Raw genomic sequence first — 17,938 nt, 5'->3', positions numbered from 1 at the left:
CCATTCAATCCACAGAACAGTGGGCCCCCGTCAATTGTGACTCTGACGTGCGGAGCGGGATCGGAGTCGGGAGGGAAGCATTATATCCTAAAGTTGAGAAGCAGCCTTACAAGCCTTGGCCAACGACAAGCTAATCGGCGGAGGCATCCTCGCGGGAAGCATAATCGGAGTAATCGTCTACGGGCTCCTGATATGGTACTGGACTGTGCTCGTGCTCGAGATAAGCGCCTTCCTCGCGGTGTTCGCCCTGCTGGCCATCCTTGGCTGGATAGGGTACACCATGGCGACCACTCCTCCCCCCGAACCCATCACTGACATCCCAGAAATGCCCACCGGGCCGGTACCAGACTCCACAGAGCAGAAACCGACCTAGTCAGCCGAAGAGAACCTGCGCCCATTAGGACCGAGCCTTCAGTGGTGGTTCTAAATGACTGGCAGTCATCGTGCACAGCGGAAAGGCCCGAACAGGGGCCCAGTGGGTCTAACGCCTAAACACCCTTCCTGGCGCTCCTAGGGCGTGGTCTCAAAGCAGGGCAGGAACCTTGCGCTGGGAATCGTCGGAGGCCTCGTCGTCGGGCTGGTCTCCTCGCTTGTGAGCTTCGGGGGGGTCCCACTGACCTACCTCTTCCTCCAGGATAACTCCCTCGTCTATCGCGGCTGGTACTGGCAGCTGTTCACCTCCCTTCTGGTCGTCCTTCCAAACTCGCTCGGAGTCGTAGACGTCTTGTTCAACGCCCTGGCCGTGGTCTGGCTCGACGGGCTTCTGTCTGACGCGTTAGCGCCGGCCGAATACTATGCCGTGTTCGTCACCTCGGGGCTGGCGGGGAACCTGTTCAGCCTCCTCAACGGCCCCAGGGAGATAAGCTTCGGCGCCTCTGGAGGGATCTTCGGGTTGCTCGCAGGTGCGGTGGCGCTAGACTACGCAGTCCAGCGTCGGGTCAACTACAGCCTGCTGAGCTGGTTCCTCCTGGTGTTCGTCTTCAGCAGCTTCGGGCTTTCCTACGTCGACTGGCTCGCCCATCTTGGCGGGGCGCTATTCGGCCTCTCGGCTGGGTACGTGCTCGGGAGCAAGCGGACTGCCCGGTTACTGTAATATGGGAGTGCCCCCGACGCCTGGCATCGCATCAAATGGATTGTCCTTACAAGGGGCCAGCATTCATGACAAGGCCCGGCCAGGGCGCCATTTCAGTGAAGGGCAACGGGCTGTGCAGGTTGGGCGTCTTTCTCCACAACCACCGCGGTCCCGTAGGCGAGAACCTCCGTCATCGCTCCGCCCATCTCTGATGTGTCAAAACCAATGGAGACGACTGCGTTTGCTCCTAGGCTATTTGCATGATCGGCGAGGCGTTGGAGGGCTTGATGACGTACTTGCTCGAGGAGCTCCGTATACACCTTGATTTCCCCGCCACCCCAGGCCCGGAAGAAGGCCCATATGTTCTGCCCCAGTCCCCTGGACCTTACGATTAACCCAAATGTCGCACCAACGACACGAGTCACGTGATACCCTGATACGAACGGCGTCGTCACGAGGAATATGTCAGGCGGGGGCGTGAACGGCTCCGGCACGGTGGGGGATTTCAACGGTTACCGATTCTTCCGAGGAACCCTCGTAGATAAACACGGTGAAACTTACCGTGGCAACCGAGAGGGCGCCATCGAATATTCGAGGGCGCCCTCGCTCGCCAAGTCTGTAGAGGGCGCCCGCCTAGAATTTCAAGGCCCAACCGGGCGCCTATTCCTCAACTATGTCTCCCGACGAGAAGGATTTCTCTCCCAGGTTTGCGAATCCTATGCTCGCGCTTGGAGGGTAAGGAGATGAAGGAGACACCCTTAGCCGCTGAACGTCTCTGACGGCTCTGGATATGAAACGCTCGTGACTAACGTTCTTCCGCAGTTCAGGCAATTCACCACAGTCTCGACGCAATTCCTGTGATACCTGGATCCACACTCGCACTCGGCGTAGGGCTCGGGCTTCTCACTCTCCAGGATCGACCTGATCTCCTTGCCGCAGTAGGTGCAAGTCCTCATGTGTTTGACGACATCCCTGATGGTGAAGACGCCAATGATCTTGCCCTTCTCCGTTACGAGCATTCTCCTGATTTTCTTCCTGTTCATTACTTCTACAGCTTCGCGGAGCGGCCTGTCCTTGTCGATTGTCACCGGAGGAGATGTCATCACTTCCTTCACCTTGACGGACTTCGGGTCCAGGGATCTGGCGACCACCTTTCTCATCACGTCCCTTTCAGTCAGTATCCCGATGCTCTCGCCTCCCCTGGTGACCAGAACACTACCCCTGTTGTTCTCGACTATCATCTTGGCTGCGTCAAAGACCGACTTGTCCTCGTCGATCTTGATTAGTTCGCGCCTGGCTATGTTGCCTGTCGGGAGGTCAAGAACCATGGCCATCAGTCCTTCGGGATTTATTTAAACAAGAGACCCGCCGGTTCCGTGCAGTGTAAAGTCGATTGACTGCATAGGGGAAGTCTCCAACCTCATCTAATGGTGGGCCGCACTTCTCGGGTCAGTCATCGCTAGGATGATTAACACAATAATATTCCTTCCAGATAGGTTATTGCGAAGTCACGATCGCCGTGACTAGTAACCTGACCAAGAACTGCCTCGCGAAGCGTCGGCGGCGATCGTCTTCAGACCGGGTTGCCTGAGTCTAGTAGACTTGGCATAGAGGCGGGCTGTGCTGTAGGACTCGTAACGGGACCCAGGTACCTGTAAGCGATCGCCCAGAAAGCCACGACCCACACAATGAACACGAAGTACCCAATGTAAATGTGCACGAAGGCCCCTGCGTCGACGCCCAAATACTCGTAGGTCAAGAACATCGCAAGGAGCCTGACGATATTGACCAGAAAAGCTCCCGCAAAACCGATGGCGAAAATCGGGATTGTCCGAGACATCTTAGGCTTTAGGTCTAGCAGAGCCAGCGTGGAGAGCATGCCGAAGGCGAGGATCCCTTGCAACCCGGTACATGGCCCCGATACGTCTAGCAACAATCGCGTGCCATCGGGCGCGGTCATAGAGACAACGTGACCCGTGGCCGTGGAGCCGACACCCACTGCGTTAAGGATCGACGCCATGACCCCGGCCAACCAGCTCTGCAGAACGACGTAGTTCGGAGTGAGGCTTTCGATCTGATAGCCGAGCAAGAGGATTATCCCATAGGTGGCCGGGACCCAGAAGAACTTCAGAGACCTGATCCCGTATGAGGCGATAATAGCCCCGACAAAGATTACGAGAAGGTCGACGATTCCTACGCTCGACTGCCTAAGCGCGTTGAAAGCGTAGTCCGCAACAATCAGGGTAGAACCCAAGAAGACTTCAGCCTTCCCAGACCGCCGGGAAATCTCCTTAATCCTGTCCCACCTGAAAATGAACCAGGCGAGCAGGACTAACACGGTTATGATGAAGAACTCGTAATCCAGGCCCACGCCCGGAATCGCCAGCGGCAGCAGGAAAGTGGCGGCTATGCTCAGGACGAATGCGTGAGCTCGTGTAAGCTTGATCGTGGTAGCTTCGTATGAAAGGGGCTGACTTCCTATAAAAGCGTGGACGGACAAAATCCACGAAACATAGTTCTCATTCCGTTGGAATTAACTGGTGAAGGGGAGGCCTCCAAGTGGTGTAAGGGGGTCGCAACTTCTAGACTTGAACCAACGAAAAGCCATATTTCAATTGCCAAATAATCCCAAATGCTTATACTGATTAGAGCGACACTCCTGCATGTCGTTGAGCAAGTCGCGCCGGTCAGTAATCATTACTTCATTCGCTTTCTTCCTCTTGGCGATCGCGTTCTTCCTCGCCCTGGGTTCCGGATTGCCTGCAGGATCTTCCAACTCTGCGACCAACTCACTCCCCTCCGGTTTGACAACTACCACCCCACACCCCTCTGGTTCAACAACGACTGTAGCCCACTCGCCTGACTCGACCACAAGTACCCAGCAATCCACCGGTTCGGACACGAGCGCCCAATCCGTTTCCTCTACCGCAACGTCGACCGATAGCAGCGATTCTGTAGGTTCAACCTCCGATTCGCACGGCAGTACGACTGTCGTCGCGACAACGACCGACGTGAGCACCAGTCAAGGAACCGCTCTGACGAGCTCAGCCTCGACTGAGACCACTTCCACTCAGCATGTCCAGACAAGCACCGTAGGCACTAGCACGGAACAAATTCAGACAAGCGTTGCTGGCACCTCCACGGGGTTGTTCGGAGCGCCAGACCAGTCCACCACCACGGTGAATACTCAATCCAGCTCGACGGCGGGTTCCAACTTGGTAATTGTTACCCAGACGACCACGACTACGCATGGTACCTGTAGCGCCGCGGAATGTGCGCCGGGCGTTCCCGAGTTCCCTCTGGGCCTCGTGCCGGTACTCCTGCTCTCAATCTCGATCCTGTTTCTGGCGCGAAAGGTGGCCTTTAGTCATCCAGCGGGGATCCGAGCCTAGACTGGGCAAACACCGCAAGGGGCGTCAGGGAAGACAGACCGAATAGCCAAATCCCGTATGCATCTGGCTCAAGACCTTGCCTGACCAAGATTCTCTTTGACTACGAGTGGTATTTGGCCAAGGCCTCGTGTTAGGCATGCTGCCCGACATCCGCATTCATGACGCCTGGTTCCAGCTTCCCCTTCTTCCCTAAGATCGCGCTGGCGAAGTCCCTCCGCCGGCTACCTGGAGGCGCCACCTTGTCCGCGTAGCGCCTTCTTTTCTTCGTCGGCCTCTCATCCCAGTCCGCTAGCCAGTCAAGGAACTCGCCAAGTCCGGGGTGCCCGGCAACGACACTTTCCGGTGTAGAGCTAATGTTTTCCTTGATGAATCTCCAGGGGATTGGATAGTCCTTCGGGCCGAACCACCCGGCCTCGAGATTCTGTCTTAGCACCATTAGGGTAGGGGGGGAAATGTCGAATCCGTTTTGGCCCGCGTCAACCCCAGAGACTATTAGGGAAAGTTCAATCGCCATGCATTTGGCGCACTGCCCGCAGTTCAGCTGGTTGCTCGCGAGCCTTGCTCCCCTCTTCCCGGTGCAAACCCTGAGTGGAATCGGGCTGCCGCGGTTCCTCATGAATGGAACGAGGACTTGGGAAATTTTTTCTACCTTGCTAAGGTCGTAGGAATCGTGGATTACCCGAGTCCCTCCCCACCTAACCTTTTCGTCGGTCATTGGACTGGACCCCCACGGTTCTTGGTTCTTCTTCGTATATGACGCGGCTATCATGACGCTGCCAATTTGGTTGTGGAAGGTGTAAGGTGCGCATGCGCCTAAAAGGAACAAGCCATGGGCGAGTTCCTCCCACCAGCCATGCCTAACCAGCCCCTTGTAATCAGCTTTCAAAGCCGCTAGGTTGACCATGTCTATGGCATTGGTCTCCACAACGTGAGCCTCCAGCCCCATGCTCTTGATGAAAGGTTGGATCCGTCCCCTCACCCGAGTCCAATACTGCTCTTCATGGAGGCGGATGTCGGGGGTCCCCCTTACGGTCATTAGTGACGGCCTCTTCTCATAGTTCCGGATAAGAGAACACGTGGAGTCAACTCCCCCGCTGTACAGGAGGCAATAACTATCTTGGCGCCACTCCGAGTCGTTCTTGACAGGGTGCGCCCGGATTTTCCCCGAGAAGTTCATCGTTGGGAACATCTTCTTGAACTCCAGGGCCACTTCCGGCAGCGAGTCTAGATACTTGGCGTCAACGTCTCCCACCCGAACCTCCGCACCCGTCAACCATCCGAATGGCAGGAGCAAACCCAAGAGAGGGATCGACAGAATGGAGGGGGGAACTGATTCTAGGGGGAAATCATAGTTCAGGTAGAAGAGCCCGGTGGTAAGGTACCTGCTGAGAGACTCGTGGTATGAGACTCTGAAAAGAACGGTGCCGGAATGGACCTGGGTGCTCTCAAGCTCGATGAACTTGTCATGATTAGAATCATCGTCGAAATAGTCTGCCTGATATGTGGGATCAGGTTCCATTCTGATTCGTCCTTCTCCTCTTCACGCCGGTCGCAATCCCCAGCCCTGCCATTGCTTTTGACAACCTCCTCCGTCGGCCTTCCGCTCGAAGCAAAAGGTCGGCTGCATGAGCCACATTCTGTCTCTCTGACTCCTTCAATTTCTCCAAGCCAACCCGTAAAGTCTCCCTAGGATAGTTCCCGGCGAAAACCTTCTCTGATAGACCTTGGAGCGTTTCCACGGAGCACTGGTCGGGTCTGAGTACCCACTCGGCCGCCCCAATCGACTGCATGAAGCTCTCGACTTTCGAGGCATAGCTTACCGCGATCGTGGGAGTTCCGACTGACGCTGCCGAGATGACAGAATGAAGTCGCATCCCCACGACCAGGTCGCTCTGGCTTACGAGCTCCATCAACTTGCTAGTGGATGGTTCGCCTTCGAGGATGGTAGCGGCCTTCTTTTGGGTCATCCTATCAACTACCTCCTTTGCGACAACGCGATCGTCGTCCCTCGACGAAACGGTCCGCATGGGCGCGAAGACTACTGATGCGGCACGGGTTTCAACTAGGATGTCGAGAAACTCCGCGAGGTTGTCCTCGAAGCGCTCCCAAGTTCGGATGTCTGTGGTTTCGTCCTTATTCACGAACCAATGCCGCAGGAAGACACTGACTTGGGGCGAAGAAACATGCAAGGCCCTCTGTCCGTACCCAATCCCAAATTGGTCGGAAATCGTAACTCCAGGATCGCCAGTCACAACGCACTTCTGGACCCCGAGTTCGGCGAGTCTTACTTGAGAGTCCCTGTCACGTACGCAGACGACACTTGTTTCATTCAACCTCGTCCTGAGGGCATCCTGCCCCTTTCCGGTATACACGTCCCCCACCCCTATTCCGTAGGTCATCGTCGGGACCCCAAGGAGCTGTGCAACGTCCAGAGGTTCAAGCCCTTTCAGCAAGACCGCAGCTGAGGCGCCATAATCCATTAGGATCCCACCACCGCCCAATATGAACAGGTCCGCGGAAATGAGAACTCGGATTCGCCTCAGCCAATCGAACCAGCTCCCCCTTTTCATCACGCTTGCCACGCCGAAGCTCTGAGACGTTTGCCGTGGATTGTCCGAGAAGACGACGAAAGTCGTTTCCGGGAAAGCTGCTCGCATTGAGCGAAGCATGGTTTCGAGTATGATTTCGTCCCCGAGGTTGCCCTTTCCATAATATCCACAGATGACAACGTGCAGTCTCTTGCGGTGCTGATTCATTGTCAAGGTCTAATCCTCCGCCGATGGCACCTCATTAGGATTTCAACGGCGGAGCCACAAAAGGTCAGGGCGCCTAGGACGACCTTCTTCCGACTCCTCTGTACGCAAACCCGTTCCTAACCGCCTGCTTGGGCGAAACTAGGTTTCTCGCGTCCACCAGGGCCGCTCTCACATTGGCCAAGGAAGCAAGGACCCCCAGATCCAGTCCCTTGAACTCTGAATGCGCGGTCCCGATTACTACGCAGTCTGCTCCTCGAACTGCGCCTTTCAGATTTGCATTCACTTTGATGCCGAAGACCTTCTCCCCCTTGAACATGGGGTCGTATATTGAAACCGCCGCGCCCATTTCGCCCAGGCGCGAGGCTACCCTCTCAATGGGTGTCAGCTGGGTGTCCTTTATGTCGGGCTTGTAGGCCACTCCGAGGATCGCCACCTTCGAGCCCCTGATCGTCTTCCCCACTTCGTTCAGGGCCTCGCCCACCAGCTCCACCACGTGGTCGGGCATCCTGTCGTTGATTTCTCGGGCCATCCGAATGAGATATGGGATGTTGCCCGCCCTGACGCCTTCTGAAATCAAGTAGTAGGAATTCGAAGGCAAGCAGGGGCCCCCCACCCCGGCCCCGGGGTAGTGAGGCATGAAATTGTACTTTGAAGCGCAGGCGTCTATGACTTCGATGGCATCAATCCCGATCTTCTCGAACAATAGCGCGAATTCGTTGGCGAGAGCGATGTTGACGTCACGGAACAGGTTTTCAGTGAGTTTGACCGCGTTTGCAGTCTTCGGGTCCGCGACCCTGATCGCCTTGACCCCCAGGGCCCCCTCGTAAAAGGAGATGACCGAGTCGGTGGTCTTCAAGCTCATCCCACCAATGATCCTGGGCAGCGACTTCATGTTAGCGAGTATGTTCCCCGGGTCAGAGCGCTCCGGGCAGCTTGCAAGTCCGAAGTCCTCCTCTGCCTTCAGGCCAGACTCCCCCTCCAGGATTGGTCGCACCATCTCTTCAGCTACGCCCGGGCCAATCGTGCTCTCGATGACCACGGTGCTCCCCTTCCTCAGGAACTTGCCTATCGTGTGCGAGGCCGACTTGACGGCCGAGTAGTCCGGGGTCTTGGTCTCGTCGACCGGCGTGGGCACGCAGACCAGGATGAAATCGGCATTGGTTATCGCCTCACCGGGTTCAACCGTGGCTCGCAGCTTCCTGTTCCTTACGACCTTCTTGACCAATTCCGGCAGGCCCGGCTCATCGGAGAACTTGCAGCGGCCGGCGTTCGTGTTCCGGACGACGTCGGCGCTGACGTCGACCCCCACGACTTTCGCGCCAGCTGCCGCGAAGACTGCGGCCGTAGGGAGGCCAATCCGCCCCAGGCCTAGAACTGCGATCCTGACTTTTCCCTGGCGAAGGAGGCTGGCCACCTTGCCAGATTCAGGTTCCAACGCGACAACTGAGGCCTTCATTTGCTTCATCTGGCAGACTTCCCCTTAACTCTGTTTCGCCAGAAGAGCCCAGCCAGCAAGGCGAACGTAACGGAGCCAACCAGCAGCGGGACCCGGTACGGGTCTACCTGGATGTATTCGAAGGAAAGAGGGGAGAATGGCGGGAAGAGGCCCGAATCGACCCCCAGGTGCGCCATAAACGAAGACGTGAGTATCAGTTCCAGATCAATCCGCCTTAAGACTATCGCCGCAGAAACCAGGGCGAAAAGAAGGAAGACGAAGGAGTGCGCGGGTCGGATCGGTTGGGACAAACCTAGGTAGGCTGGGATGTGGTCCAAGTCGAGCAAGACGACCAGAAATGGCGTCAGGAGGAACAGTGGGAGCCCCTTGCGCCCATAGAACACTGCTGAGGCTGCCCCCAGCAACAGTCCGAAGAAGGCCAATTCCAACAGATGTCCCGGGATTGTCCCCAAGGACCGGGTCCCACCAACCTGTGCCCCAGGCGCCGCGACCGCCATGCCAATGCCGGTGAACGCAAGGACCAGGACGCCATAGATCGCGGCGAGCATGATCGCCGACCTCGTTAGGCTCAATTCACTTCTGAGAGCCAACCAAGCCCCCTGATAGACCTAGCATCAGTTTGGAATGCCGTAAGAGTGCTCTGGCTCACTGCCAAGTCCCTGACCAATTGAGCGTAGAACTTCCGACAAAGAAGAACGCTCCGAGAACTCTGGCTCCCGCAGCGACACCTGCCATATCCGCCGGCGCCAAGCAATTCACCCTTGTCTGACTGTGAGGAGGCAACCCGGCCGTAGCGTTGAGTGTGCCTTTTCCACCGCTCTGTTGGAAGATACACGCTGAGAACCTCACCTCCATGTCTCCGTAGTTCAAGACGGTGATGTTGCAGCTTCGGTCAGACGCGATGCAGTTCACCGAAGTCACGTTTACTGCCGCGTAGGGTGCCTGAATTAAGTCGACTGTCGACGTCACGGTGACTGTCGTGGTCCTGACATCCAAAGTGATAACACCGCGATTCGCCAATTGCAGATACACTATCAGACCGGCAAAGAGAACGTCGATAAGGAGCAAGACCGTTACAACTTTCTGTCTCAATTACAATCTCAACGGGCCAGTTCCCGCCCGCACGAGGTTACCTCCCTACTAAAAAGACTTGATTCTGGGATCGCACTCTCAAGGTCCATTCTTGGGTCTTGAGCATCTGCCATCTACATTCGATAGAGGCTCAAATCAAAACATTTTCATTTTGAAAGCTTTCATGGCATTAACTCGACCGGAAATCCCTGGGACCACTGTTTCAAGTGAGTCACGGATGTATTGAACCTAAGGCGTGGCTGCCTGGGGCGGGGTTCTCTGAGGCTCCGCCCAGCGTTGGTCGACTAGCTTCCAGCCTACTCTCATGATGTAAGGTGAGAGAAAGGTTGTGATGAGCGTGATGACGCCGATCATCGGGAGGACGAACGCGCTAGTGGCGGCAACATCTGCACCCCCTTTCGCCACCACCAGAGACATCTCGCCCCCGGTTCCAGACAATCCGACGCCTGCCTTGAGCGATAGTGACCGCTGGTATCCCTGGACCGTTGCAGCGGACACGCTGAGAACGAATTTCATGGTAACTGAAGCTAACACGAAGATCAGCGCCGGAATGATGAAAAGCGGAATCAGAAAGACGTTCATCAGCGCGCCCATAGATACGAAGAAGATGGCAGAGAACATATCTCGTAAGGGCCTCGAGATAACCCTTGCAGGGTCGACCGCCTTCGACTCCGCAACGACCACCCCCGCAAGGAACGCACCTGTCGCCACGGATATCCCGAGCTTGCTTCCGACGACGGCGAGGCCGAACGCAACGCCAAGCATCGCAATCAGCAACAGCTCCTCGTTGTTCGACCTGGCAACGAAGTTCATGAACTTGGGGATGGTCCGAGAACCGAGTAACACTGTCCCTCCGATGAACAATGTAACCAAGCCTGTCGAGGTGGCCAATTGTAGGACCGAAAGGGTTCCCGTCGACGCTATTGATTGAAGGAGTGCCAACGCTGAAATCACTACGATGTCCTCGATTATAGAGATGGCTACAATCAGAGAAGCCGCCTCTTCTTTGACCATGCCGAGTCCCTCCATGACCTTGAGTGCAACCACAGTGCTCGTGACAGAGATGGATAAAGCGACGAAGAGTCTGTCAAAAGGGGAGAACCCCAGGGCGTAGGCGACGAGATAGCCCACGGCGAAAGTACCCAGGGCTTTTGTGGACGCAATCAGGGTTGCCTTCCTTCCAATCACCCTCAGCCTGTTCATGGGGAATTCGAGGCCGACAACGAACAGGAGCAGAATGATTCCAATCTGGGCAAAGACGTTGACCGCGTCCGGATCCAAGAGGAGGCTCCCGGGAGGGGTGTAGGGTCCAAGAATCATCCCCGCGATAATGTAGCCTAGTACCATGGGCTGCTTGAGTTTGAAGGATGCGAGAGCCATGACAGATGCGACGACCATGATTAGGGCCAGGTCCTGTATCACGAGTGTCGCATCAATGGGCAGGAACGATCACCGCCATAGAATCCATCAAGAACTAGTTGAATCTTGAGCCGAAGATAGGCTACTGCAGGTGGAGCGGCACGCACAAGGCTCATCCATTGACTTTCGAATTGGAGATGCATTCGGACCCATACAGCCGCACCCCTTAGCCGGGCTAGTCCAAGCAAGCTCAGAATGGACTCTATTCCGCCATAATCGCCCAAGCAGAACTACTCGGAGATCTCCGTCGGCCAGCTATCCCACCGGACATCCGGGAATTGAATCCGTTCGAGGACTGCGAAGTCTAGTGGCTGCGCGTGGTGCGTGTAGTGGTCACAGTGGTCGTCGAAGTGACTGTATTCGTGGATGTGACTGTATTCGTGGATGTGACCGTACTCGTTGATGTGACAATGCTAGTTGAGGACTGGGTCGAGGTGACCGTCTGGGTAACAGTGGTCGAGGTAGTGCTGGTGGAAGTCGTCGTACCCGTTGTGGTTGAAGCGACGGTCAAGGTGGTGATGACCGTCCTTGTTATCGTCGTGCTCGGCGAGGTGGTGACAGTCGTAGTGGTCGTCCTGACAGAGGTGAGTCCGGTCCCCGAAGTCACAGTTAATGTTTGAGTGGAGGTCACCGTCGATGTCGGAACTTCGGACGCCGTTCTGGTGACGCTCGATGTTGAAACCACTGTGGCTGTTGATGTGTCGGTAACCACGTAGGTAGTTGGAGTTGATGTCAGCACCACTGTTGTGCCAACCGTAACTGTCATCACACACGCCGCGACTAACACCCCCCATTGCCCCGGGGTCACCCCCATCCTCTTCTTCGCCTTCGAGACTGCTGCCAAAAGCACATTCATGGCTGCCGGCCCAACCTGGGCCATTCGCCAATGCTCAGGAATGCCGGATAACCGAAAACACACTCATAGCCCCTTGAGCGTGCCATTCCCAACTCACCCCGGCACTCCAATTAGATCCAGAGGGTCACTGCTTATACGAATGAATGTGGCAGCAATTCACGAACATAAACCTCGGATTCATGCTCAAAGGCACCGATGTTATGGATTTCACGCCTCCCTCCTTCATTTGGATTCAAGAGAACCAGCAAAATGAGCGGCTCGTCCCCCATTTCAAGGGCCGTGTGAACCCGAGGGGGCCACCAATTCTTCCTCATTGTGGCCGCTGATGTCGGGCGCCTCATTTATCTCGCCCCCTTCAGTCAGCTCAAGCAGGGTCCATCTGATTGCCAGAAGGGTCTCGTTTAGGGGCTGCTTGGGAGGTCTCGGCTCGCTCGGGTCTTTCGACTTGATCCAAAGATGACAGGTGTACGGCCTGTGTGGTTCCTCCTATCCCGCCGTTCAAGGATTGGCCGCTTTGAAGGGCTCAAGAGACTTTGCTCGCCCGGACGGAGACCCTGCCTCCAAGCCTAGGAGAGTGCAGGACCATCCTCATGTTAGGTGAGAATAAATAGGCGGGTCGGTCTACTTCGCGACATGAAGTCTGGAATGTGGGTGATCCTGCTGGGCGTACTCGGTGTAATCATCGGCGGGGCAATGTATGCTATAGACTGGCATAGGACCATCGGTACAGGCGGCATAGGGGTCGGAATAGTGCTCCTAGTCGTGGGGGGGTACATGTTCATGCAGAAAGCCAAGCCTGCGCCGGTCGCGAAGCCCGCTCAGACGACGACCTACCCGTAATGCGCGCGTGTCATCAGGCCGTGCCCTTTTGGTCAGATGTTGGCTAGCCAGGGACGTTTGCCTTTCGTCGTTCTAGTCCCGATACGCTGAAGCGCTTTCTGAATTCCGATGCTACTTCTTCCTCTTTCGCGGCGTTGTCTATTCTGAGAAAGATTCTCACCTTGATAGAATCGGGCGTTGTCGACACCAAGTATATCTCCGGTCCGTTACCCTTCGGCGCAGAATCGGTGAAGTTCTGCCCTAGATCTTCCATGATCCTTGAGACAGCCAGGGTGAATTGCCCAAACTCCACGCCGCGATCAAGTTCCAGTTCGACGGGCACCTTCAGACTCCCACTCGTGGTCCTGTCCAAGAGCAAGTCAGAGGTCAACTTGCTGTTCGGGATGACAACTATCTCGTTCTGGGGCGTCACGAGCAGCGTGTAGAGCCCCTCTATCTTTGCTACTCGTCCGTAGGAGCCATCGGTCGTCCGAATCCAGTCTCCGATCTTGAATGGTCCGATCGCCTTGATCATCTGGCCGGCAAACCAGTTGTTCGAAAAGTCCCTCGTGGCCAAGATCAGAAAGGCGCCGACGAGCAAGATGACCACGGCAACGACGATTTCCGAAGCGCCAAGGACAGGTAGTATCGAAAGTATCCCAATGATCCAAATCACCGTGGATCCCACCCTCCCAATCTCATAGGCAGAGCTCCTGCTTCGCCTTCCGATAGCCTGCACGACAAGCCTGCCAAACCCGAAGGTGATCAGGTACGTGGTTGCCAGGATGACCGCAGATATGATTATCCTTACGACGATGTCTGTGACGGAGGAGGTCGATATCGTTGACGACATTTCTCTACTCTCAGCTCTCCTCACTTAGCACCCTCACAACCTCTTCAACGTCGTCCTGCATTCCGATGATGAACAGCTCGTCGCCCATTTCGAGGGTCGTGTCTTCGAACGGAAACATGAGGTTTCCATCACGTATCAATCCCGAGATCCTTGCAGACTTGTTTTGGAACTTTGAAATCGGCTTCCCAATCGCGCTCGAAGTCGCCCGAAGGGTTGCCCTTGAAATGAGACAGCCTCTCTGCACGTCGTGATAGATCATTCGATCGGCGCCCGAGTTCAACGCTCTCTTGGCCTCATCCAGAACTTCATCTTGGGCACATATCACCCTGTTGGCTCCGCTGGAGCGTATTTGGTCAGAATGCTCAGATTCTCTTGTTATGGCGAAGACTTTGGGGATTCCAAACTGTTTCTTTGCAAGATCCACAACCTTTCTGGTGAGCTGGTCGTTCCCCATAGCGACGATCAGGGTGTCAGCCTTGTCGATGCCCGCCTGCATGAGGAGGTCGGGGTCCAGCGCGCTGCCATTGTACACCTTTGCGTCGGAGTTCTTCGAAATCCACTCGCATTTCTTTCTATCTTCCTCGACTACGGTCACATCCTCCCCAATTTGAGAGAGATAGACAGCGAGCCTAGACCCTATCACGCCTCCACCGGTAACTAGCGTTGGCAAACTCAGAAGCACTCAATCTTCAAATTCTTTATCCGGGGTATCTCTCATGAGCTACAATCGTTACCTAATGAAAGCGAAAATCAGCTCGATTTAAACGCTTTTTAGAGATGCGCCAGACCTTCGACCCCTCCGATTATTCCTATGCAACGTAAACGAGGACAGAGTCTTCGAAGGGACATCGGTATCCTCGGAAACTTCGCTTTCGCCTACGGCGATGTCGCCGAGGGGGTCTACTTCACCCTCGGCCTCGTGTTGCTGTACGCTGGCGCGGCTGCGACATATGCGTACGTCTTCGCCACCATTGCGTACGTCCTCACCGCCATTTGCTACGCTGAGTTATCAAGTTCCTACCACCAGGCTGGGGGAGCCTTCATCTTCGCGAAGAAGGCCTTTGGCCGTAGGGTCGCATTCCTAGCTGCCTGGGCGCTGCTGTTGGATTATCTAGTGACGACTGCAATCTCCGCAGTTGCCGCAGTCGGATATGTGGGGTACTTCTTCCCAGTGCTAAACACCGTAGCGGGCATTGTAACCGTCTCAGTCATCCTTGGACTGTTGGCAATCAACATCTTGGGGATTGGGGAGTCTGCGAGATTCTCGTATTTCCTGGTCATGTTCGACCTTGTCGGAGAGGCAGTGGTGCTGGCGATTGGTTTCGTCCTTTCCTATCACCCGGCATTGAATGCTCCGCCGGTTCTTGGGAGCACCCCTACCTATCCGAATCTTCTCTATGCAGTAACCATCGCCATGTCCTCCTACCTTGGGATTGAAGTCGTCTCTCAGAGTAGCGGAGAGACCAAGCATGCCGGAAAGAACATCCCACGGGCGATTTTTCTCATCAGCATCGCGGTGGTCGCAGCAACATTAGCCTATTCGACACTGGCGTTGGGCGTCGTCCCATATCAGGCCTTTCAGAACAATCCGGCCGCTATCAACTATCCCGTTTCGTTCATCGCGTCTAGGCTTCCGTTCGGATGGGTTCTTGGCGGGCTTACAGCTATCCTCGGAATCTCGGTTCTGATTGTTGCTGCCAACGCAGGAATTGTGGGAGTCTCTCGGATCACCTATGCCATGAGTGATGAGGGAGTCATCCCAAAGGTTTTCAGCCGTCTGCATAAGAGGTACAAGACCCCCTTCGTCTCAATTGTTGTCTTCTCATCGATTGCAATCGCTATCGTCGTCGCCTTTTCCGCCGAGCTTGACATTCTTGCGGAAATGTACAACTTTGGAGCGTTAATCGCCTACATGATAGTGGGTCTAAGCCTTATCTCGCTGCGAAACAAAGAGAAAAACCTCGTTCGCCCCTTCAAGGCCCCTTGGAGCATCAGAATCAAGAGGAAGACCCAAAGTGGCGGGCAAAGAGAGTATGAGGTCCCGATCCTCGCCGCAGCATGCTTTGCAGCAGATCTCACCATCTGGCTGTTGGTGGTTGTCCTTCATCCGATCGGAAGAGAAGTGGGAACAGTCTGGATAATCTTGGGGTTGCTAATCTACTATCTCTATTCCAGGATCCACAGGGTGGAGACGACCCCGCTCCCATGATCGAAATGCCCGCCGGGAGGTAAGGCAGTTCCTGACCAGCACCACCTTCATCCTGACTCACCTCTTCCACCTGGCATTCTGGCCGCAGTTCCGAACCTTGAAATACCGTCGCACAAGTGTGGAACTTCATGCAAGTCATTCAAGCAGGCGATTCGCTGGATGGATTTGCAAAGAGCTTCTACAGTGGTAGGAGCATGATATCGATAACAAAGCGAACAGCCAACGCGAAAGACGGCGAGCATGTTCACTTGATGACTCAGGAATCAACCTTTGTTCTGGCGGGAGAAATCGAGGTCCTGGCAATCGGCAAATGGGAAAGAGTCGGCGCATCCTCTGGAGTAGTCTTCGACATAAGGGAACCTCATGATGTCAGAACCCGGGCTGATGCTCCCGTCGTCAGCTGGCCTGGTATCGCCGAAGGAATCGTGGCGGTAACCGCGACAGAGAGGGTGGTTCCGCCCTCCCTCGACATCTTCGAAGACGAGGTCGATATGGTCGTCAGAGAAGACCAATTCGATTCGCAGGTTCTCTCGGACCCAGTCAACAGATCCTATTGGAGCAAGGGACTCCAACTTGACCCTGGTAAGAGCCAACGCTTCTGGGACATTCTCGCACGAAACCAGAAGAAGGTCGAATCACTTCACAAAGTCTTGAACATCTAGCTAGGTTATTGTTTTCGGACTCATTTGGTGCAAATCAGAATGGATAGCTTGAAGACGAGCCCCAAGTTACGCGAAGGCAACCAATAGGCCACGAGTGTTCCAGCAATTCATTATCATGAATCTCGCATTCATTGTTTAGAGGTAGGATGTTCTAGATTTCGACCGCCAATTGTTCACTCCAAAGTCCTCGCATCTTCACATAAAGTGCGAGGAGTGGAACGACGAGGGTCGGATGCGTGTTGACTGACCAGGGTTGTCCTGGTCGTGGTGGTCAACTTGCTGGCCGCTACTTGGTCGTGGACAGAACGTAATTGAGTTTGTAGTTGGAGTCAGTCCATATCCAGTTCCGGAGCGTGGGCCAGTTCCACAACTCCCACGATGGCTGGCCTTTGCCGCCGTTGTCTGAGTAAATCAGTACGAAGGAACTGCCAGGGGACGCATCGACGATAGAGCGAACGCTTGCCTGGGTCCATGCGGGGTTGGGAGTATTGCCAGAAGGCACTCCTATCTCCCCGTATCCTAGCCCTATGCTCCGGGAACCTGCGAGAAGCGCGCCAGGAACTGTCCCTCCGAAATATGGATAGATCGAATAGTCCAGGACTGGGTCGGAGAGAAAGTTGGCCTTCTGCGTGGGGTCGGCTATGTTGGTGCATCCCGCTTTGTTTACGATGCTCTTGAACGTGGTGACCTCCGCGACGGTGTTGCCGTAGTATTCCCGCTCGTATTCACAACCAACTATGCTTGTATGGCTCCCGAGTGCCTGCATGTACTTGGTCAGGAGCCCAGCCTGGTCCCCAATACCTCCAATCGTCTTTCCCGAGAGGTTGACGAAGAAGAGAATCACTATCCTCACGTTCAGCCCTTGGGACTGTGCCAGGCTCGCCACCTGTCCCAACCACTTGGATTCCCCCAGCGCTCCCCCCAACGTGCCAGCGTATGGGCCGTCAGGTGTCATCGCCGTGGCAAAGACCATGGCCGACGGATACGGCGCAGTCAGGAAGTAGTTGGTTACGAACTGCTGGGGTGACCAATGTAGGCCTACCCCGCTCCACATGTCCCTCTCATCAATCCAGAATCCGAGCCTGTGCGTTGGTTGAGCAATAGCAGCGGGGACTGAGAGAAGACTGACTACGAGGATAATCGCAAGGAACAAGGGGAACTTCGACATCGACTAGTACTTCCTTCTTGGGGATGTTCCGGTTCAGATATAATTGCCTGTGTTATTGAATAACACGAACATACAATATCCATGTCATACAGAGAGATAAGCCTATCATGACACATTGAAGGAACGTATTTGCATTTCCATCAAGCTCAGATGCAGTGCCATCAACGGGTGGCCAATTCTCTCC

18 protein-coding genes are annotated in these 17,938 nt (G+C 55.3%); 6 read left to right on the top strand and 12 right to left on the bottom strand.

Annotated features, from left to right (window positions below; genetic code table 11):
* Positions 1-115: 115 nt before the first annotated feature.
* Together OK438_00930 and OK438_00925 are read left to right on the top strand one after the other, a co-directional pair.
* A complete protein-coding gene (locus OK438_00930) occupies positions 116-373 on the top strand; it encodes a transcriptional regulator (GenBank protein ID MDA4124001.1) in 258 nt (85 codons plus the stop codon).
* 144 nt (positions 374-517) lie between these two features.
* Positions 518-1,093 (top strand): rhomboid family intramembrane serine protease, encoded by a 576-nt coding sequence (locus OK438_00925; protein MDA4124000.1) that lies wholly within the window; start codon positions 518-520, stop codon positions 1,091-1,093.
* A gap of 92 nt (positions 1,094-1,185) precedes the next feature.
* Here OK438_00925 and OK438_00920 read toward each other — a convergent pair whose 3' ends face one another.
* The 9 genes from OK438_00920 to OK438_00880 form a co-directional block, all read right to left on the bottom strand.
* Positions 1,186-1,581: a heavy metal-binding domain-containing protein gene (locus OK438_00920; GenBank protein ID MDA4123999.1), complete on the bottom strand. Its 396-nt coding sequence runs from the start codon at positions 1,579-1,581 to the stop codon at positions 1,186-1,188.
* A gap of 249 nt (positions 1,582-1,830) precedes the next feature.
* A complete protein-coding gene (locus tag OK438_00915) occupies positions 1,831-2,400 on the bottom strand; it encodes a CBS domain-containing protein (GenBank protein MDA4123998.1) in 570 nt (189 codons plus the stop codon).
* 245 nt (positions 2,401-2,645) lie between these two features.
* Entirely contained in the window at positions 2,646-3,572 is a 927-nt protein-coding gene (locus OK438_00910) for an exosortase/archaeosortase family protein (GenBank protein ID MDA4123997.1), read from the bottom strand.
* A gap of 111 nt (positions 3,573-3,683) precedes the next feature.
* Positions 3,684-4,091: a hypothetical protein gene (locus tag OK438_00905; protein ID MDA4123996.1), complete on the bottom strand. Its 408-nt coding sequence runs from the start codon at positions 4,089-4,091 to the stop codon at positions 3,684-3,686.
* 503 nt (positions 4,092-4,594) lie between these two features.
* Positions 4,595-5,983, bottom strand: coding sequence for a hypothetical protein (locus tag OK438_00900; protein MDA4123995.1), 1,389 nt, complete (start codon positions 5,981-5,983; stop codon positions 4,595-4,597).
* On the bottom strand, positions 5,973-7,220 hold the full coding sequence (locus tag OK438_00895; protein MDA4123994.1) for a polysaccharide pyruvyl transferase family protein: 1,248 nt from the start codon (positions 7,218-7,220) through the stop codon (positions 5,973-5,975). Before OK438_00895 ends, OK438_00900 begins: the two co-directional genes overlap by 11 nt.
* Before the next feature lie 73 nt (positions 7,221-7,293).
* Positions 7,294-8,676, bottom strand: a complete 1,383-nt coding sequence (locus tag OK438_00890; GenBank protein ID MDA4123993.1) for a nucleotide sugar dehydrogenase — start codon at positions 8,674-8,676, stop codon at positions 7,294-7,296.
* A 5-nt stretch (positions 8,677-8,681) separates the two neighbouring features.
* Positions 8,682-9,248 carry a hypothetical protein gene (locus tag OK438_00885; protein MDA4123992.1) on the bottom strand — a complete coding sequence of 189 codons (567 nt, stop codon included), beginning with the start codon at positions 9,246-9,248 and terminating at the stop codon, positions 8,682-8,684.
* Between the two features lie 748 nt (positions 9,249-9,996).
* Positions 9,997-11,190 carry a cation:proton antiporter gene (locus OK438_00880; GenBank protein MDA4123991.1) on the bottom strand — a complete coding sequence of 398 codons (1,194 nt, stop codon included), beginning with the start codon at positions 11,188-11,190 and terminating at the stop codon, positions 9,997-9,999.
* A gap of 314 nt (positions 11,191-11,504) precedes the next feature.
* Between OK438_00880 and OK438_00875 the strand changes: the two genes are divergently transcribed.
* Together OK438_00875 and OK438_00870 are read left to right on the top strand one after the other, a co-directional pair.
* Positions 11,505-11,807 carry a hypothetical protein gene (locus OK438_00875; GenBank protein MDA4123990.1) on the top strand — a complete coding sequence of 101 codons (303 nt, stop codon included), beginning with the start codon at positions 11,505-11,507 and terminating at the stop codon, positions 11,805-11,807.
* 869 nt (positions 11,808-12,676) lie between these two features.
* Entirely contained in the window at positions 12,677-12,883 is a 207-nt protein-coding gene (locus OK438_00870) for a hypothetical protein (protein ID MDA4123989.1), read from the top strand.
* Positions 12,884-12,926: 43 nt separating this feature from the next.
* On the opposite strand, the gene OK438_00865 is transcribed toward OK438_00870, so the two are convergent.
* Both OK438_00865 and OK438_00860 read right to left on the bottom strand, forming a co-directional pair.
* Complete coding sequence (locus OK438_00865) at positions 12,927-13,715, bottom strand: mechanosensitive ion channel family protein (protein MDA4123988.1); 789 nt, start codon at positions 13,713-13,715, stop codon at positions 12,927-12,929.
* Positions 13,716-13,725: 10 nt separating this feature from the next.
* A complete protein-coding gene (locus OK438_00860; protein MDA4123987.1) occupies positions 13,726-14,385 on the bottom strand; it encodes a TrkA family potassium uptake protein in 660 nt (219 codons plus the stop codon).
* A gap of 141 nt (positions 14,386-14,526) precedes the next feature.
* Between OK438_00860 and OK438_00855 the strand changes: the two genes are divergently transcribed.
* Entirely contained in the window at positions 14,527-15,924 is a 1,398-nt protein-coding gene (locus OK438_00855) for an APC family permease (GenBank protein MDA4123986.1), read from the top strand.
* Between the two features lie 116 nt (positions 15,925-16,040).
* On the top strand, positions 16,041-16,586 hold the full coding sequence (locus OK438_00850; protein ID MDA4123985.1) for a cupin domain-containing protein: 546 nt from the start codon (positions 16,041-16,043) through the stop codon (positions 16,584-16,586).
* Between the two features lie 286 nt (positions 16,587-16,872).
* Here the strand turns inward: OK438_00850 and OK438_00845 are convergent, their stop codons facing one another.
* Positions 16,873-17,754 carry a hypothetical protein gene (locus OK438_00845; GenBank protein ID MDA4123984.1) on the bottom strand — a complete coding sequence of 294 codons (882 nt, stop codon included), beginning with the start codon at positions 17,752-17,754 and terminating at the stop codon, positions 16,873-16,875.
* Between the last annotated feature and the right edge of the window lie 184 nt (positions 17,755-17,938).

Source organism: Nitrososphaerota archaeon, from assembly GCA_027887005.1.
GTDB lineage: Archaea > Thermoproteota > Nitrososphaeria > Nitrososphaerales > Gagatemarchaeaceae > UBA183.
Note: the sequence above shows the minus strand (reverse complement) of the source record. Positions and strands in the feature narration are given on the sequence as shown.